The following is a 16,053-nucleotide window of genomic DNA, read 5'->3' on the forward strand; positions in this document are numbered from 1 at the left end:
CCGCGTATTCGGCAATGGTAGACTCCGGGCCAATCCAACCGGGGAGGCCGCTTTCAGCAAAGCCGCACGCCGCCCCGGCTGTCCAACCTTGCGTGGAATTTCACATGTACTGGTCCATCCTCGCCGTCGGCATCGGCGGCGCGCTCGGCTCGCTCGCGCGCTGGGTACTGGGTATTCGTCTCAACAGTCTCTTTCCCGCGCTGCCTATGGGCACGCTCGCCGCGAACCTCATCGCGGGCTACGTGATCGGCCTCGCCGTCGCGCTCTTCTCCAAGCTTCCCGAGATCGCGCCCGAATGGCGGCTCTTCGTGGTGACGGGCCTCATGGGCGGGCTCTCCACCTTCTCGACGTTTTCGGCGGAGGTCGTGGCGCAACTGCAGCAGGGGCGGCTCGACCTCGCCGCGATGGAAATCGCGATCCACGTCTGCGGCTCGCTCGTCATGACCGGGCTCGGCATCGCCACCGTGGCGCTCGTGGTTCGCTAGCGCGTGGCATGAAGCCAGGGGCAACGGCGCAGCGTGAAGCCCTTTCGTGCGTCCTTCCGGCTCACCGCTTGCAATTCTCCTGCCGCTGCTTCTGATTGCTCAGCACGCGTTCGAGGCAGACGTTCTGTTCATCGACGAGCCGATCGAGCACTTGGGTCGGCACATCGGCGGCAAGCCCGCAGCTGCTGAAGCACCCGCGCAGCGTCAGGCCGTTTCCGAGGCATCCCAGGACGCACGATTTCGCCGACGCGCTCAACGACGGAGCCGCTTCGGCTGCAACGCCCTGTATGTGATAAGCACAGTCTGTCTTGTCCTGCTGCTCTTGCAAGCCGGACTGTTTCAAACATTGCGCATATTCCGCGCGGTCCTTGCAGTAGTAATTGTCGGCGTCTTCACCGACGAGCACTTCATTCGGGCCGCATTGCGCAAACGCGGGGTGGGCGATCACGAGCATTGCCGTGATGACCACGCGGAGCCCACGGAGCAGATAGGCACGTGCATGCATGGCATGTCACCCCCCTTTCCCGTTGTCGAAGATCTTGCTGCAATCGCCCGAACCTATGCAGTGGTCCTTCTCGGGTGGCGAGGTGGGCACCCTGGTAGTCGGCGTGCTTGGGTCGACCGAGTAGTTGTTGCCGTCGCGCGGATTCGCAGCGCCAGGAATCGCCGATGGCGGCAGCTTCGGCGGATCCTGCTGCGCGGGCTTTTCCGGTGTTTGCGGCGGTTTGTTCTTGGGCACGGCGCGTACTTCGTTGTCGGCAACCAGCAGCATGGCGGGCTGGACTCCCATGCTGCCCGGCGGCCATGGCGGCGCGGGCGCTGTCGTTGCCGCGTGAGCGATGCCTGCGATCACGAATAAATTCGTCAGCAACATAGTCACCCCCGTATTCTTCATTTCATATTTTGAATGCGCGAATTCATCGTAGATCGCGGGCCGGGGCAAATCAAGGTCCAAACGCTGCGCGCCGGCGGCATTCAACTCCGGATCGGTCGTCAGCCCCCGCGCAAATCCTCCCGCACGATGCGATAGCGCACATAGCGCTTGCCGTCGCTATCCGCTTCTCCCACGCGGCGCATCCCGAGCTTCTCGGCGACGCGCCGCGAAACCGCGTTCTCCTCGGCGATGTCGGCGACGATGCGCGGCAGCCGCACCGTCTCGAACGCATGCAGCATGATCGCGCGCGCCGCTTCGCTCGCCATCCCCCTGCCCCACGCCTCGCGCACGAGACGCCAGCCGATCTCGACTTCCGGCCCCGCGCCGTGATCGGGAATCAGCAGCACCCAGCCGATGAAGCGCTCGGGCGCGCTCGCCGCGAAGATCGACCAATAGCCGAGCCCGCGCGGATAGGCGCGCGTGATCCGGTGCTCGACGAACTGGCGATGCGCCGCCGGGTCGCCCCATGGGCCGGCGATATGGCGCGTCACCTCCGGGTCGCGGTCCATCGCGAGGCAGGCTTCGAGATCGGCCATCGTGCGTGGGCGCAACAACAGACGGCCGGTGTCGAGCGCGGGTAAAACGTCTTGGGTGAGAGCGGCTGGCTTCATCGAAGGCAATGCCGAGGTATCGATCGGCAAGCGGAATGGTCAAGGCATCGTGAATCGGAATGGCTGCACGCTACCGCAAATGGCGCATGCCGCTCAATGACAAATTCGCAATACGTCATGCTCTAAACGATCTCCATCATTACATTCTGCCGACGATATTTACGGCATTCGCGGGGCGCCGTAAACCGCGCTAGGGATTAGTACCGAGAAACCGCCGATGAACCATGCAACCGCTTAAACGGCGGCGTACACTCGCACGTGCCCGGCTACGGGGACGTATCGGGCTTCGGCGTTGACCGTCCGGCTCGGGCCATACGGAGACGCTCTGCATGGGACCAGAGTCAGTGCTGAAGCACCAACTCTGATCGACACAGGAGAACAATGAAATGAGCTGGACGCGCGAACAGAGAAACGTCACGATCGCAGCCTACCTAGGCTGGACACTGGATGCCTTCGATTTCTTCCTCATGGTGTTCGTCTTCAAGGACATCGCCGCGGAATTCAACACGAAAATCTCCGACGTCACCATCGCGCTGACGCTCACGCTCGCCATGCGCCCGATCGGGGCGCTGATCTTCGGGCGGCTCGCCGACAAGTTCGGCCGGCGCCCGACGCTGATGCTCAACATCGCCTGCTACTCGCTGATCGAATTGCTCTCGGGCTTCTCGCCGAACCTGACCACGCTGCTCGTGCTGCGCGCGCTGTTCGGCATCGCGATGGGCGGCGAATGGGGCGTAGGCTCCGCGCTGACGATGGAAACGGTGCCCACGAAATCGCGCGGCATCGTCTCCGGCCTCCTGCAGGCCGGCTACCCGAGCGGCTATCTGCTCGCCTCGGTCGTGTTCGGCATCCTCTACCAATACGTCGGCTGGCGCGGCATGTTCTTCGTCGGCGTGGCGCCGGCGCTGCTCGTCATGTACATCCGCTCGAGCGTGCCCGAATCGCCGGTCTGGAAGACGATGGAAAAGCGCCCGCGCCCGAGCCTCGTCGATACGCTCAAGCAGAACTGGAAGCTCTCGATCTACGCGATCATCCTGATGACGTGCTTCAACTTCTTCTCGCACGGCACGCAAGACCTCTATCCGACCTTCCTGCAAAAGCAGCATCATTTCGATCCGCATACGGTGTCGCTGATCGCGATCACGCTGAACATCGGCGCGATCGTCGGCGGTCTGTTCTTCGGCTGGTTCTCCGAGAAGATCGGCCGGCGCCGCGCGATCTTCATCGCCGCGCTGATCGCCCTGCCGGTGCTGCCGGTGTGGGCCTTCTCGACCACCCCGGTCATGCTGGCCATCGGCGCGTTCCTGATGCAGATCTCGGTGCAAGGCGCGTGGGGCGTGATTCCGGTCCACCTGAACGAGATCTCGCCTGACGAAATCCGCGCGACGTTCCCCGGCTTCGTCTATCAGCTCGGCAATCTGCTCGCCTCCGGCAACGCGCCGATGCAGTCGGCGTTCGCCGAGAGTCACGACAACAACTATGCGATGGCGATGGCGATCGTGTGCGGCACCGTGGCCGTCGTCATCGCCGTGCTGATCCTGTTCAGCCGCGAGCGGCGCGGCATCGACATGCAGCAATCGGCCAAGGAGGTCGCATCGACCGCATGACGCCGGTGTAAAACGCAAAAGGCGCTTGGCCAGAGCGCCTTCTGCCATTGGCAACATGGCGGCGCGCCATCGCTGCCCGGAATCGTTTTCTAGAGGCCTGTGCCCATAAACAGGCCTTGCTGTCGCAGTTTGCGGTGCCCTATATAAAAAACAGTCGTATGAATTAGAACGTTGAATCGCTTGTACGCGGCCGGTCATCCGGCATGGGAGGCGCACATGGCAGTTCGCACACCGAGCCGGCTCGCCGGCGATACCAAGGCGCGCATTCTCGACGCCGCCGAAGACCTCTTCATCGAATGCGGCTATGAAGCGCTTTCGCTGCGGCACATCACGTCGCGCGCGGAAGTCAATCTTGCCGCGGTCAACTATCACTTCGGCAGCAAGGAAGCGCTGATCCACGCGATGCTCGCGCGGCGGCTCGACCGGCTCAACGAAGAGCGTCTGAAGCTGCTCGATCGCTTCGACACGCAGCTCGGTTCGCGCCTCACCTGCGAGCACGTGCTCGGCGCGATGTTCATCCCCGCGCTGCGGCTCTCGCGCGAGCCTCGCACGGGCGGACGCGCGTTCCTGCAGCTTCTGGGGCGCGCCTACACCGATCCGTCGACGTTCATCCGCGACTTTCTCAATCGCCACTACGCGTTGGTCGCCGAGCGCTTCTTCGATGCATTCCAGCGCGCGCTGCCGCATCTGCCGCGCGAGGAGCTCGGCTGGCGGCTGCACTTTGCGATCGGCGCGCTCTCGGGCGTGCTCGCGGGCGGCGATACCGACGGCCTGATCGTCGAGTTCTCGCAGGGCAAGTCGATGGACGACCTGCGTCTGATCGCGCGTCTTGCCTCTCTGATCGTCGCGGCGCTCAAGGCGCCGCTGCCCGACCCGGCACAATTGGCCGCGTTCGCCGCCGTGCTCGGCGATGCGGGCGAAACCGCTGACGCGGGCACGACGTGCAACGGCGGCGAGCACCCGCGCGAGGCGGGAGGCGCATGCGCCGAACCGCTCGTGCCGCCAGGCACGCATGATGCGCAAGCGCAGACGGCGGCCCCGCTGATGCCGGGAGGCGCCGAGCCTCTCGCGCCGCCGCCGGGCACGACGCCGTCCTCGCCGCGGCCCGCCGCCTGAGTTCGCCGGACCGGGGCCGCGCGCAGCAAGCCCGCCCCGGCAAGGCAGGGAGAAACGCTCATGGCATGGCTCTTCGTGACGCTTGCCGTCGCGATCGCGGTGCTCGTCCATGTGCGAGCGCGCGCAACGTGGTGGCTCGCCATCATGATCGCGTGGGTCGCCGTCGCGCGCGTCAGCGGCGCGGCCGGACGCGGCGCCATGCTCCTGCTCGCGCTCGTCTTCGTGCTGCCCGCGTTCGTGCTCGCCGTCAAGCCGCTGCGCCGCGCCTTGCTCTCGCAGCGCCTGCTCGCCGTGTTTCGCCGCATCCTGCCCGAGATGTCCGCCACCGAACGCGACGCGATCGAAGCCGGCACGGTCTGGTGGGAGGCCGAACTGTTCTCCGGCCGCCCGCATTGGGACACCCTCCTCGCGCATGGCCCCGCAACGCTCTCGGCCGCGGAGCAAGCCTTCATCGACAACGAGTGCACGCGCCTGTGCGATCTCGCCAACGACTGGGACAGCACCGAGATCTGGCAGGACCTGCCGCCCGCCGCGTGGCGTTACCTGAAGGAGCAAGGCTTTCTCGGCATGATCATTCCGGAGCGCTACGGCGGCAAAGGGTTCTCCGCGTACGCGCATTCGCAGGTGGTCATGAAGCTCGCATCGCGTTCGTCGGCGGCGGCCGTCTCGGTGATGGTGCCGAACTCGCTCGGCCCCGCCGAGCTCCTGATGCACTACGGCACCGAGGAGCAGAAGAACCACTACCTGCCGCGTCTTGCGCGCGGCGACGAGATCCCGTGCTTCGCGCTGACGAGCCCCTACGCGGGCTCCGACGCGGCCGCGATTCCCGATGTCGGCATCGTCTGCCACGGCACGCACGAAGGCCGCGAGACGCTCGGCTTTCGCGTCACGTGGGACAAGCGCTACATCACGCTAGGGCCCATCGCGACCGTGCTCGGGCTCGCGTTTCGCGCGCGCGATCCCGAGCATCTGCTCGGCCCCGGCGACGAGCCCGGCATCACCTGCGCGCTGATCCCGGCGACGCATCCCGGCGTCGTGATCGGCCGCCGCCACTGGCCGCTCAACGCGGTGTTCCAGAACGGCCCGAACTCGGGCAAGGACGTCTTCATCCCCATCGACTGGGTGATCGGCGGACGCGCCCAAGTCGGCAACGGCTGGCGGATGCTGATGGAGTGCCTCGCGGCGGGCCGCGCGATCTCGCTGCCGTCGTCGAGCGTCGGCATGGCCAAGCTCGCGGTGCGCGGCACCGGCGCCTATGCGGCGGCGCGGCGGCAGTTCAGGACGCCGATCGGCAAGTTCGAGGGCATCCACGAGGCGCTCGGGCGCATGGGCGGCAACCTCTACCTGATGGACGCGGCGCGACGCCTCTGCGCGCAGGCGGTCGACCTCGGCGAGAAGCCGTCGGTGCTGTCGGCGATCGCCAAATACCACATCACCGAACGCGCACGCGAAGTCATCAACGACGGGATGGACGTGATCGGCGGCAAGGGCATCTGCATGGGACCGTCGAATTTCCTCGCGCGGCCATATCAGCAGATGCCGATTTCGATCACCGTCGAAGGCGCCAACATCCTCACGCGCTGCCTGATCGTCTTCGGGCAGGGGGCGATCCGCGCTCACCCGTATCTGCTCGACGAAATGCGTGCGGCGCGCGCGAGCGACCGCCAGCAAGCCGTGCGCGATTTCGATGCGGCCTTGTTCGGCCATGCGGGGTTTCTGGCGTCGAATGCGTTGCGCGCGTTCGTCCATGGCATCACGGCGGGCGCGGCGATTCCGAAACCGGATTCGGCCTACGCGCCGCTCGCCGGGTACTACCGCGCGGCGACGCGGCTCGCCACGGCGTTCGCGCTCGTCGCCGATGTTTCGATGCTCGTGCTCGGCGGCGAGCTCAAGCGGCGTGAGCGCATTTCCGCGCGGCTGGGCGACGTGCTCTCGCAGCTCGTCCTGATCTCGGCGACGCTCAAACGCTTCGAGGACGAAGGCCGCCAGGAGGCGGACCTGCCGCTCGTGCGGTGGGCGGTCGAGGATGCGCTGTACGCGGCGCAGCACGCGCTCGACGGCGTGCTCGCCAACTACCCCGCCGCGCGGCTCGCGATGCTGCTGCGGGCATGCGCGTTTCCGCTCGGCATGCGCTTGCGCCCGCCCGCCGACGCGCTCGCGAGCGAGATCGCCGAGCTCGTGCAAACGCCGTGCGCGGCGCGCGAGCGGCTGGTCGCCGATTCGTACGTGCCTGCCGCCGAGGCCGATCCGCTCGGCTACGGCGAGCGGCTTTTCGCGCTGACGCCGCGTGTCGCCGAGATCGAGCACAAGTTGCGCGACGCGGTGAAGCGCAACCTGCTCGCGCCGCTGCCGCAGAGCTTCGCACAGTGGGACGCCTGGGCGGAGACGGCGCAACGCGAAGGCTACATCGACGCGGACGAGCGCCACACCCTCGGCGATTACGCGCGCTACGGCGAGCTCGTCATCAGGGTCGACGATTTCGGCCCGGACTTCGGTATGCTCGACGCGCTGCAAAAACGCCGCGACGCGCTCGCGAAAACGGACCAGCTGATCGCATGAGGCTCGTAAGCACCGCGCACTGGCGCACTCCCCCTCCACTCGCCGACAATAGCCACCGCGCCACCACGACCAGCCGAGCCCGCCGCCACGACCACGCCATGAAAGACACGATGAACGAGCCGACGCGCCCGGCCGAAAGCGGCGAGCCGCCGGACGACGCGCCGCGCCGCCTGACAATCGAGGTCGTCGACAAAGCGCCCGCGCCGCACGTGCTCTACGCGCGCGTCCTCGCCGGGCTCGTCAAGCGCCGGCGCGCGGCGCAGTTGCCCGCCTCGCGCTTCGTGCTGCCCGCCGCCACGCTCGAGCCCGCCGCCGTCGAGCGCTATGCGCGCGTCTGCGGCTTCGCGCCCGGGCACGGCGTGCCGCTCACCTATCCCCATCTGCTCGCGTTCCCGCTGCACCTGATGCTGCTCACCGAACCGGGCTTTCCATGGCCCGCGCTCGGCATCGTGCATCTCGCGAACCGCGTGCGCCTGTGGCGGCCGCTCGCTCCCGGCGACACGCTCCGCATCGAAGCCGAATGCGGCCCGCTCCTCGCGCACGAGCGCGGCCAAGCGTTCACGATCTCGGTGCGGATCTACCGGCGCGGCGAAACCGTCTGGGAGGGCGACAGCCGCTACCTGAAGCGCAACGCCGCCGCCCATGGCTTGCCGCTCGCGCCGCTGCCGCTATCGATAGACCGCGACGCCCTCGCCCGGCAGGCGCGCTGGCCCCTGCCCTCGCGCCTGGGGCGCGACTACGCGCAGGTCTCCGGCGACTTCAATCCGATTCATCTGACGATGCTCACGGCGAAGGTCTTCGGTTTTTCGCGCGCGATCGCTCACGGCATGTGGACGCTCGCGCACGCCGCCGCCGCGCTGCAGCCGCGAGCGCCGCTGGCTGCGGCCGAGCTCGACGGCGAGTTCAAGCTGCCGCTCTTCCTGCCGGGCGAGGCGTCGCTGTGGAGCGCGTCGCGCGCTGCCTGCGAGCGCGAATTCGAAGTCCGCGACGCCGCCGGCGACAAGCCGCATCTGCGCGGGCGCTTCAACTGGGACGTGTAAACCGCCCCAAAAAATGGAAGCAATGAACGCTGCCAATCGTTATTCAAACCAAGAAGCCAATAGAGAGACCAGAGATGACCGAACCTACCGCCACGCACCCCACGCACAGCTCCACGGCCGATCCGGCCGCGCCGCCGGACACCGACGGCATCTGGTACGCCTCCTACCCGCCCGAGGTGCCGCGCGACATCGACGTGAACCGCTATGAGTCGATTGCGCAGTTCTTCGACGAATGCACGGCGCAGTACCGCGAGCGCGTCGCGTTCGTGAGCGTGGGCGTCGACCTCACATACGGCGCGCTGGCGAACAAGGCGACGGCGTTCGCGGCCTATCTGCAAAGCGTCGGCGTCACGAAAGGCGAGCGCGTCGCGATCATGCTGCCGAACACGTTCCAATACCCTGTCGCGCTGTTCGGCGCGCTGAAGGCGGGTGCGATCGTCGTCAACGTGAATCCGCTCTACACGGCACGCGAGCTTGCGCATCAGTTGAAGGACAGCGGCGCTCAGACCATCGTCGTGTTCGAGAACTTCGCGAGGACGCTCGAAGAAGCGCTGCCCGGCACCGAAATCAAGCGCGTGGTCGTCACCGCGCTCGGCGACTTGCTCGCCGACGGCCTGAACCTGAAGGGGCATTTTCTCAACTTCATGCTCAAGCACGTGAAGAAGCTCGTGCCCGCCTACCATCTGCCGCACGCGGTGCGTCTGAAGGAAGCGCTCGCGCTCGGCGCGAGCCGCCCGTTCGCGCCCTTGGCCCTAGCCCACGACGATCTCGCGTTCCTGCAATACACGGGCGGCACGACCGGCGTCGCCAAAGGCGCGATGCTGACGCACCGCAACGTGCTCGCGAACCTGCTGCAAGCGAAGGCGTGGGCCGAGGAGGCGCTGCGCGACGACATCGAAACCGTACTCACGCCGCTGCCGCTCTATCACATCTATTCGCTCACGCTGAACGGCCTGATCTTTCTCGGCCTGGGCGGGCGCAACATCCTGATCGCGAATCCGCGCGACACGAAGCGCGTGATGAAGATGCTGCGTCACGAGACCTTCACCGGCATCACCGCGGTCAACACGCTCTACAACGCGTTCCTCGAGAACGAGGAATTCCGCAAGCGCGACTTCTCGAAGCTCAAGCTCGCGATGGCGGGCGGCATGGCGATGCAGCGCGCGGTGGCCGAGCGCTTCAAGGCGGTGACGGGCAAGCCGATCATCGAAGGCTACGGGCTCACCGAATGCTCACCGATCGTTACGATGACGCCCCTTGACGCGAAGGCCCAGCGAGAATACGACGGCTCGGTCGGACTGCCCGCGCCGTCCACGCTGGTGCGCTTCAGGAAGGACGACGGCGGCTGGGCCGGCATCGGCGAGCCGGGCGAGCTTTGCGTGAAGGGTCCGCAGGTGATGAAGGGCTACTGGAACCGTCCCGACGAAACGGCCAAGGTGCTAGACGCCGACGGCTGGCTCGCGACCGGCGACATCGGCGTGATGGACGAGCACGGCTACGTGCGCCTGATCGACCGCAAGAAGGACATGATCCTCGTCTCGGGCTTCAACGTGTACCCGAACGAGATCGAGGACGTGCTGGCGATGCACCCCGCCGTGCGCGAAGTCGCCGCGATCGGCGTGCCGGACCCCGTGCAGGGCGAGCGCATCAAGGTGTTCATCGCCGCGCGCGAACCGCTCACGGCGGACGAGGTCATCCAGCACTGCCGCAAGTACCTGACGGGCTACAAGGTGCCGAAGCTCGTCGAATTCCGCGATTCGCTGCCGCAGACCAACGTCGGCAAGATTCTTCGCCGTGCGCTGCGCGACGAGGAGGCCGCCGCGCAAGGACAAGGCCAGGAACGCGGCATGTGAGCAAAGGAATGTAAGCAAGACAGGGGCGCTGCGCCTCGCCGTACGCGCGCCGATGCTAAGGGAGAGCGTCATGCAGGGATTCCTATCCGGTGCAGTATCGCGCGCGACGTGCGCGCACCGTGTAGTGGGCGCCTGCGCCGCGGCTGCCGCGCTGCTGATCGCGAGTGGGCCCGCGGCGCTCGCTCAAAGCAGCGCGGCAAGCTCGCTCCTCGTCTCGGACCCGGCCACGGCCGCCCCCGCCGTCAAGCCGTCCACGGCGCCGGCCACCCAGGCGGGCAAGCTGCCGCTCGCCGCGCAGGTGCAATGGCTGCGCCGCGCGGCCGAAAGCGGCATGCTCGAGAAGCTCGACGACGATGCGCTCACCGCCCTCTTCGGCTCGCTCGATCCGCGCACGCTCGCGCGCTACATCGCCGAAGGCCCGAACGGCTATCCGTCATACGAGTTCACGATGCTGCGCCAGGAACGCATCCGCGGCGTCTGGCCCGACAAGCCCGATCACATGCTCGTGCGCCTCACGCGCGAGCCGCTGCGCATCTACGCGAAGTGGCTGCCGGACGGCGCGCACGCGGGCCAGGAGCTCATCTACGACTCGACCTTGCGTCCAGACGAAATATACGGGCACCTGGGCGGCCTCCTCGCCGTGATGCCGTTGTGGACCTCGCTCTCCGGCGTGCTGGCGCATTCGCAATCGAACCACACCGTGCGCGAGCTCGGCACCGAGTTCCTCACGCAGCAGTTCGTCGCCGACAGCAAGAAGTTCGAGGCGGCGGGCGTCGAGCGCTCGGAGAAGATCGAGGTGAAGACGATCGCGGGCGTGCGCGTCGTCGCGTTCACGTTCGAAGCGCCGGCGGGCCGCCCCGAGTTCTATGCGAAGAAGGAAACGCTCGGGCTCGATCTGCGGCATCCGTACTTCCGCTCGGTCGAGTCCTACGACAACGACGGGCGGATTTTCGAGCGCATCGTGTTCGACAGCATCACGCCGAAAGCGCTGCCCGACGAGACGTTCAATCCCAAGAATCCCGCTTACAAGTTTTGAGCGCTGAGCCCTAGGCGGCTTGATGCGGCTGCGGCTCGTGGTCGATCACGACGGCGACCACAGCCGGCGCATGAGCCGTGCGCAAGGTCGACGCGTGGCGCACGCGGCAGTTCGCGCTCACTGCCAGTTGCCGGAGCACGAAGGCGTCCGACGCGCGCAGCACGCCGGCCAACACGGCGTTCGTGCAGGCGAGATACGGCGCGAGCGTGGCGTTCCAGAGCATGCCGATGTCGTCGCCGACCTCGACGAGCGGCACTGCGCGCCGCGCCGCCGCGTCGGCAAACGCGCGGCTCGCGGCCAGCGACGCGTCGGCGAGGACCAGCGTCCCCGGCCGCTCGAGCGCAACGGCAAGGCGCTGCGGCAAGTAGCCGGCCGCCGCCACCCATGCGCTGGTCATCACGAACGTGCGCCGATCCATGACTTTCCTTGGCGACGACTCGAGCGGCATGACACACGCCGCCCACGCCATCTGTTCAATCAGCATAGGCTGCAAAACAGCCGCCGCGAATCAGGATTTCGCGAGCCATGCGACGTGGTCGCGCACGTCGGCCGGCCACGTGGCGATGAGCTCGCCGAAGCGGGCGAGCTCGTTGGCAAACAGCGCGCGGGCGGCCTCCTCGAAGCCCGGAAAATCGCCCGCCATCGCCGACATGAAGTGATAGGCGCGCTCCTGCGCCTGACGCTGCCGGTCCCGCTCGCCGTGCGTGCGCCGCGCTTCGTCGACGAGCTCGCGCAACACCACTGATGCCCCGCCCGGCTGCGCGGCAAGCCATTCCCAGTGCCTCGGCAAAAGCGTCACCTCACGGGCGACGACGCCGAGCTTGGGGCGTCCCCGGCCGCGCGGCTCCGCGGGCTCTTCGGCCGCTTCAGGCGAGCCGTCCGCGTTCGCCGGCCCGGCGGCAAAGCGCGCGTTCAACTCGGCCTGCGTGCCGCGCGTGTCGATGTCGATCGAGCGGCCCGTGGTGTCGTCGAAGATCAGGACTGGGCCGGCGGCGCCATCGTCGAGCGCGCGCCTGACCGCGAGCGCGACTGTCAAAAGCGAGCCGCCGGCCATGCGCCGATGGCCGTCGAAGCTGGTGTAGCTGGGGTTGTTGTTCACGACGTGTTCCTTTCGATGCGTCGCCAGAATAATACCCGGGTATAAATTGCATTGCAATAACACCCGGGTAAAATTTAACAGCCCCGCTTCGAACGACCCTCGCCACGCCTTCACGTATAACCCCGCCACCCACGCCAGGCCCGCGGCCAGATCCCCTGCTTGCCCGGCGACAAAATCCCCTCGGGATCGACCGCATCCTTGATCGTTTCCGACAGACGCAACAACGCCCCCTCGTTGAACCCGTACTGCGCCGCCGCGAAATCCATGTAGGCGAGATGCGTCCGGTATTCGCCGTAGCCCGCCGCGTGCGCGTCGCTCATCAGCACGCGCAGCAGGTCGCCGGCGGCGCCGGTCTGGCGCGCGTCGCCGCGATTGAAAATCACCGCGGCGATGTGATGCAGATGCCGCTCGCCCGCGGTGAACCCGCCGTAGTAGTCGAAGCCGTACTCGGCCATGCGCGTCTTCGCGAGCGTGTATTGGCGCATCGCGTCGCGCCCCGTGAACGGACAAATCGGCGAGAAATCGACATGCGCGCCGTCCCCGCCGCGCCAGTCGAGCATCCGGAACGCGCCCATCGACGGAATCCCCGCAAAATTGCGGTCCGCGCCGCCCACGGGCTCCGCATCGCCCGCATATTTCGCCGCCGTCAAACGCGCGCCGCGAATCCGCGCGAACGCCCGCTCGACGATCGCGTGGCGCGCATCGAGCAACTCCGGCGCGCCATACAGCGCGTAATGCAGGTTCCAGCGGCCGACGCCGAGCTTCGCGAGCATCGCGTCCACCGCGCTCTCCGGCATCGCGCCCGGCCCGTCATACCATTGCGCGCGCGACGACACCCCGGCCGCGCGCCGGATCCCGCCTTCGACCACGGCGTGATGGCGGATCGTCTCGTCGAGGCGCAGCGGCCGCAGCGTCTCGACGATGGCTTCGAGATCGCTCTCTTCGCGGCACTGGATCTCGCCGAGCAAATAGGCGCTCGGCTGCGGCATCAGCCAGATCCCGAGCTTCGTGACGATGCCGAAGTTCGACTGCATGAACATCGCGTCGTACGACGGTCCGAAGCCGGGCCGGTAGAGCTGCCACGAGGTGCCGGCCGCGAGGCCGCCCATGCCGGTGCGCAGCACGTCGCCGTTGGCGAGCACGACTTCCATTCCGCACTGCGTCGCCGCGTGGTCGCCGTACGGCGTGTAGCCGAAGCCGCGTTCGAGCGTATTGCCGACGATGCTCCCCCAGCCCGCCGCGGGCGGATCGACCCACAGGCGCAGGCCGCGCTCGCGCAGATAGGCATGCAGGTCGAAATAGGTGACCCCGGGCTCGACGAGCGCATAGGCGAGCGTCTCGTTGACTTCGAGGATGCGCGTCATCCGCTTGAGGTCGAGCACCACCGACCCCGCAAGACGCGGCGCCGCGCCGCCGTACGCGAAATTGCGGCCCGTGGACACGGTCCACAGCGGCAGCCGGTAGGCATTCGCGATGCGCAGGATCGCGCGGATCTCGTCGACGGACGCAGGCAGCACGGCCGCCGACGCGACGAACGCCCGGGGGTTTTCGGGGCTCGGCAGGAACGGGTCGGCGTAGGCCGCGAGATCGCCGCCGCCGGCGACGACGTTCGGCCTGCCGACGGCCCCCGCCAGCTCGTCGAGCGCCCGGTCGAACGTCGCTTCGGAGAGATTCGGCGGCAGCGCGCGTGTCAATTTGCGTTTCCTTCGTTGTTATCGATCGCCGATCGCCGCCGCGCTTGCCGGTCAGTGCCGATGGAATCCGCCGCCACCGCCCATGCCGCCCCAGCCATGCGGGCTGCCCCAGGCGTGCGGCCCGCCCCAGCCGCCGCGCACGAAGGCGGGGTTGCCGCGAAACATGACGTGGCCGTTGTCGTGATCGAAGTGGTGGAAATGGAAATGATCGAAATGGTGAAAATGATGGAAGCGGTCGACGAATACGAACGACGCGCCGACGCCGAACACCACGGGAGGCGCCCAATACCACGGACCGTACCCGTAGTAGTACGCGTAGTCGCGTTCGGGTATGGTCCAGCCGCCGTCCATGTTCTGCACGATTTGCCAAGTGCCGTCCGCCTGCAGGCACGCGAGCCCCGAGATCGGCTGCATGACGCCGTCGATTTCGGCTTGCCCCGTCACTTGACGACAGGTGCCGAGAGGCGGCGATGAAGTGCTTGCTTCGTCCTGCGCCGCAGCGGGAGCGGCGCACAGCATTCCGGCGACGAGCGCCGTTCCGAGTCCAACGATAGTACGCATGATGTCACCCTGCCTGGAGCGCCTGGCGCCGCGCGGCCGATGCCGACGGCCGCGCGCGAGGCCCTCCCTTGCCTGCCCTGCCTTCCTGGTCCCCCGTTCGTTGTTCCCTCGTCGACCGGTTCTTCGTTTTCCTCTATCGCCACACGTCGGGCCGTCCGCCGAGCGCGCTGCACACGTCGATCGCGATCGCGCGCAACCGCTCCTCCGACAGTTGCCCGGACAGCGCGTAGCCCATGTGGTCGCTGACCCAGTAGAAGGTGCGCCGGTTGCCGTCGCGGAAGAGCCGGAAAGCGGTCTCGTCCTTCGGGATAGCCGTGACGTAGAGCGTCAGGCGCGCCCCCGACCCGTCCTGGTACATGAACTGCGCGGCCGGCCCCGCCGCGTCGCCCGGCAGCAGCCGTCCGCCGACGAGCGCATAGCCGTATTCCTGCAGCGACGGCACCGAAAGCGGCCGGTTCAATCGCTTAGACAGCCAGGCGATCAAATGCTCCTCCTCGGCCGCGGCCACTTCCACGGGGTGCCGCTTTTCCGGCGCGTAGACCGCGTAGGCGATATCGGCGCGCTCGGCGAACGCCATCTGCGAGGGCTGCCACGCGAGCCTAGGCGACAGGCTCCCCACGAGCACCGCCAAGCCCGCCCCGGCCGCGACCCAGCAGGCCGCGATTGCCACGCGCTGCCACCAGGGCTTGCGCACGCGCAGCACGAGATACGGCCGCGCCGCGCCGCCCGCCCCCGACGGCGTGTCGCACAGCGCGCGCAGCGCCGCCTGCTGCGCGCGGTAGGCCGCGACGAGGCTGGCGGCGCGCGCGTCCGCCGCCAGCCGGCCGAGCACCTCGAGCCGTTCGTGCTCGGGCAACTCACCGTCCACGAAGGCCGAAAAGGTGAGCAACTCCGCTTCCGCAAAGCCGGAGGTTTCAGCGGGATCGTAGTCGTCGTTCATCTCGTGTTTCTCACGACTTTCAAGGGCGCCGCATGATGCGTGGGTCCGTCGGTCAGCAGCACGCGCAGATGCTCGCGGGCGCGCGAGAGGCGCGACATCACCGTGCCGATCGGCACGTTCAGCACTGTCGACGCCTCCTGGTAGCTGAGTTCCTCCACCCCCACCAGCAGCAGCACCTCGCGCTGCTCGACGGGCAGCAGGTACAGCGCGCGCTGCACGTCACGCAGGACGAGCGCATCGACTTCACCGCGCGGCGCCTCGAGCGTGCGCCACGGCGCGTGCTCGTCGTCGACGGCGATCTCGCGGCGTCCGCGCAACTGGTCGATGTAGAGGTGCCGCAAGATCGTCAGCAGCCAGGCTCGCAAGTTGCTGTCGGGGCGAAACGCCCGGGCGCGCGCGAACGCACGCTCGGCCGTGTCCTGCACCAAGTCGTCGGCCCAGGCAGGATCGCCCGTCAGCGCGCGCGCATAGCGGCGCAGCTGCGGGAGCCACCCGATGACGTCCGCTTCGAAGCTCAC

General features: G+C 67.5%; 16 protein-coding genes. 7 read left to right on the top strand and 9 right to left on the bottom strand.

The genetic code is table 11. From position 1 onward, the window contains the following. Positions 1-104: 104 nt before the first annotated feature. Positions 105-485 (top strand): fluoride efflux transporter CrcB, encoded by a 381-nt coding sequence (gene crcB, locus FAZ69_RS27190; protein ID WP_136898193.1) that lies wholly within the window; start codon positions 105-107, stop codon positions 483-485. Positions 486-546: 61 nt separating this feature from the next. On the opposite strand, the gene FAZ69_RS27195 is transcribed toward crcB, so the two are convergent. The 3 genes from FAZ69_RS27195 to FAZ69_RS27205 form a co-directional block, all read right to left on the bottom strand. Next, positions 547-891 (bottom strand): hypothetical protein, encoded by a 345-nt coding sequence (locus FAZ69_RS27195; protein ID WP_136898194.1) that lies wholly within the window; start codon positions 889-891, stop codon positions 547-549. Positions 892-996: 105 nt separating this feature from the next. Further along, entirely contained in the window at positions 997-1,464 is a 468-nt protein-coding gene (locus FAZ69_RS27200) for a hypothetical protein (RefSeq protein ID WP_136898195.1), read from the bottom strand. 14 nt (positions 1,465-1,478) lie between these two features. Further along, positions 1,479-2,030, bottom strand: a complete 552-nt coding sequence (locus tag FAZ69_RS27205) for a GNAT family N-acetyltransferase (protein WP_136898196.1) — start codon at positions 2,028-2,030, stop codon at positions 1,479-1,481. 386 nt (positions 2,031-2,416) lie between these two features. Between FAZ69_RS27205 and FAZ69_RS27210 the strand changes: the two genes are divergently transcribed. From FAZ69_RS27210 to FAZ69_RS27235, 6 genes are all read left to right on the top strand, one after another. Beyond that, complete coding sequence (locus tag FAZ69_RS27210; RefSeq protein WP_136898197.1) at positions 2,417-3,637, top strand: MFS transporter; 1,221 nt, start codon at positions 2,417-2,419, stop codon at positions 3,635-3,637. A gap of 216 nt (positions 3,638-3,853) precedes the next feature. Then, positions 3,854-4,753 (top strand): TetR/AcrR family transcriptional regulator, encoded by a 900-nt coding sequence (locus FAZ69_RS27215; RefSeq protein WP_136898198.1) that lies wholly within the window; start codon positions 3,854-3,856, stop codon positions 4,751-4,753. Between the two features lie 60 nt (positions 4,754-4,813). After that, on the top strand, positions 4,814-7,312 hold the full coding sequence (locus FAZ69_RS27220) for an acyl-CoA dehydrogenase (protein ID WP_136898199.1): 2,499 nt from the start codon (positions 4,814-4,816) through the stop codon (positions 7,310-7,312). A gap of 110 nt (positions 7,313-7,422) precedes the next feature. Beyond that, positions 7,423-8,352 carry a MaoC/PaaZ C-terminal domain-containing protein gene (locus tag FAZ69_RS27225; protein WP_136898288.1) on the top strand — a complete coding sequence of 310 codons (930 nt, stop codon included), beginning with the start codon at positions 7,423-7,425 and terminating at the stop codon, positions 8,350-8,352. 74 nt (positions 8,353-8,426) lie between these two features. Next, on the top strand, positions 8,427-10,205 hold the full coding sequence (locus tag FAZ69_RS27230) for an AMP-binding protein (RefSeq protein ID WP_136898200.1): 1,779 nt from the start codon (positions 8,427-8,429) through the stop codon (positions 10,203-10,205). A 70-nt stretch (positions 10,206-10,275) separates the two neighbouring features. After that, positions 10,276-11,241, top strand: coding sequence for a DUF1571 domain-containing protein (locus tag FAZ69_RS27235; protein ID WP_136898201.1), 966 nt, complete (start codon positions 10,276-10,278; stop codon positions 11,239-11,241). 10 nt (positions 11,242-11,251) lie between these two features. Here the strand turns inward: FAZ69_RS27235 and FAZ69_RS27240 are convergent, their stop codons facing one another. The 6 genes from FAZ69_RS27240 to FAZ69_RS27265 all read right to left on the bottom strand — a co-directional run bounded on the left by FAZ69_RS27240 (position 11,252) and on the right by FAZ69_RS27265 (position 16,053). After that, positions 11,252-11,659, bottom strand: coding sequence for a hypothetical protein (locus FAZ69_RS27240; RefSeq protein WP_136898202.1), 408 nt, complete (start codon positions 11,657-11,659; stop codon positions 11,252-11,254). A gap of 90 nt (positions 11,660-11,749) precedes the next feature. Next, entirely contained in the window at positions 11,750-12,295 is a 546-nt protein-coding gene (locus tag FAZ69_RS27245) for a DUF2239 family protein (protein WP_136898289.1), read from the bottom strand. Positions 12,296-12,450: 155 nt separating this feature from the next. After that, positions 12,451-14,034 carry an FAD-binding oxidoreductase gene (locus FAZ69_RS27250; RefSeq protein WP_136898203.1) on the bottom strand — a complete coding sequence of 528 codons (1,584 nt, stop codon included), beginning with the start codon at positions 14,032-14,034 and terminating at the stop codon, positions 12,451-12,453. A 51-nt stretch (positions 14,035-14,085) separates the two neighbouring features. Beyond that, a complete protein-coding gene (locus FAZ69_RS27255; protein WP_136898204.1) occupies positions 14,086-14,595 on the bottom strand; it encodes a hypothetical protein in 510 nt (169 codons plus the stop codon). A gap of 133 nt (positions 14,596-14,728) precedes the next feature. Beyond that, the gene (locus FAZ69_RS27260; RefSeq protein ID WP_136898205.1) at positions 14,729-15,535 is read right to left on the bottom strand and encodes an anti-sigma factor family protein; all 807 of its coding nucleotides are present in this window, start codon (positions 15,533-15,535) and stop codon (positions 14,729-14,731) included. Beyond that, positions 15,532-16,053, bottom strand: a complete 522-nt coding sequence (locus tag FAZ69_RS27265; protein ID WP_136898206.1) for a sigma-70 family RNA polymerase sigma factor — start codon at positions 16,051-16,053, stop codon at positions 15,532-15,534. The genes FAZ69_RS27260 and FAZ69_RS27265 overlap by 4 nt, the downstream gene beginning before the upstream one ends.

The sequence above is a fragment of the Trinickia terrae genome, from assembly GCF_005144415.1.
Lineage (GTDB): Bacteria > Pseudomonadota > Gammaproteobacteria > Burkholderiales > Burkholderiaceae > Trinickia_A > Trinickia_A terrae.

What these genes read in the sequence shown, in the direction of transcription:
- crcB (WP_136898193.1), top strand. Translation starts at nt 105, where the DNA reads ATGTACTGGTCCATCCTCGCCGTCGGCATCGGCGGCGCGCTCGGCTCG.
- FAZ69_RS27205 (WP_136898196.1), bottom strand. Translation starts at nt 2,030, where the DNA reads ATGAAGCCAGCCGCTCTCACCCAAGACGTTTTACCCGCGCTCGACACC.
- FAZ69_RS27210 (WP_136898197.1), top strand. Translation starts at nt 2,417, where the DNA reads ATGAGCTGGACGCGCGAACAGAGAAACGTCACGATCGCAGCCTACCTA.
- FAZ69_RS27215 (WP_136898198.1), top strand. Translation starts at nt 3,854, where the DNA reads ATGGCAGTTCGCACACCGAGCCGGCTCGCCGGCGATACCAAGGCGCGC.
- FAZ69_RS27220 (WP_136898199.1), top strand. Translation starts at nt 4,814, where the DNA reads ATGGCATGGCTCTTCGTGACGCTTGCCGTCGCGATCGCGGTGCTCGTC.
- FAZ69_RS27225 (WP_136898288.1), top strand. Translation starts at nt 7,423, where the DNA reads ATGAACGAGCCGACGCGCCCGGCCGAAAGCGGCGAGCCGCCGGACGAC.
- FAZ69_RS27230 (WP_136898200.1), top strand. Translation starts at nt 8,427, where the DNA reads ATGACCGAACCTACCGCCACGCACCCCACGCACAGCTCCACGGCCGAT.
- FAZ69_RS27235 (WP_136898201.1), top strand. Translation starts at nt 10,276, where the DNA reads ATGCAGGGATTCCTATCCGGTGCAGTATCGCGCGCGACGTGCGCGCAC.
- FAZ69_RS27240 (WP_136898202.1), bottom strand. Translation starts at nt 11,659, where the DNA reads ATGGATCGGCGCACGTTCGTGATGACCAGCGCATGGGTGGCGGCGGCC.
- FAZ69_RS27245 (WP_136898289.1), bottom strand. Translation starts at nt 12,295, where the DNA reads ATGGCCGGCGGCTCGCTTTTGACAGTCGCGCTCGCGGTCAGGCGCGCG.
- FAZ69_RS27255 (WP_136898204.1), bottom strand. Translation starts at nt 14,595, where the DNA reads ATGCGTACTATCGTTGGACTCGGAACGGCGCTCGTCGCCGGAATGCTG.
- FAZ69_RS27260 (WP_136898205.1), bottom strand. Translation starts at nt 15,535, where the DNA reads ATGAACGACGACTACGATCCCGCTGAAACCTCCGGCTTTGCGGAAGCG.